The sequence below is a fragment of the Kosakonia sp. H7A genome, from assembly GCF_003028445.1.
GTDB classification, from domain to species: Bacteria; Pseudomonadota; Gammaproteobacteria; order Enterobacterales; family Enterobacteriaceae; genus Kosakonia; species Kosakonia radicincitans.
On record NZ_PYTZ01000152.1, the window covers coordinates 1 to 429 of the forward strand.

The window sequence follows — 429 nt, forward strand, 5'->3', positions numbered from 1 at the left end:
CGCGCACTTCCAGCTCCGCATGCGCCAGCCGCAGGCGCGCCTGGTTGCGCTGCCGGGCCAACTCGTTGCCGATGTTGTGGGCCACGAACGCCAGCAGGCGCTGGTCATGCGGGGTGTAGCTGACCTGCGGCGAATAGCGCTGCACCACGATCGCCCCGACCACCTCGTCGTCAATGAACAACGGCACGCCCAGCCAGCTGTGTGCCTGCGCGCCGATGTTGGTGAGTTTGCCGGCGGCGGCCATCGCGTCGATGTCCGCGCGCGTGGCCAGCAGGGCGGCGCGCGTCTGGATCAGGTATTCGGTGAGGCCACCACTGAACTTGCGTGCCGGCCGCACGCCGTTGTGCTCGTCCACCGAATAGGCGAACTCCAGGCCATCGCCAGTGTCGTTGATCAGCGCGATGTAGAAGTTGCGCGCATCCAGCAGGC

General features: G+C 67.4%; 1 protein-coding gene. It reads right to left on the bottom strand.

The window, feature by feature from the left end; all coding sequences use genetic code 11:
- A partial coding sequence (locus CWM66_RS28680) for a GAF domain-containing protein (RefSeq protein ID WP_146159987.1) occupies positions 1-429 on the bottom strand: 429 nt, incomplete at both ends.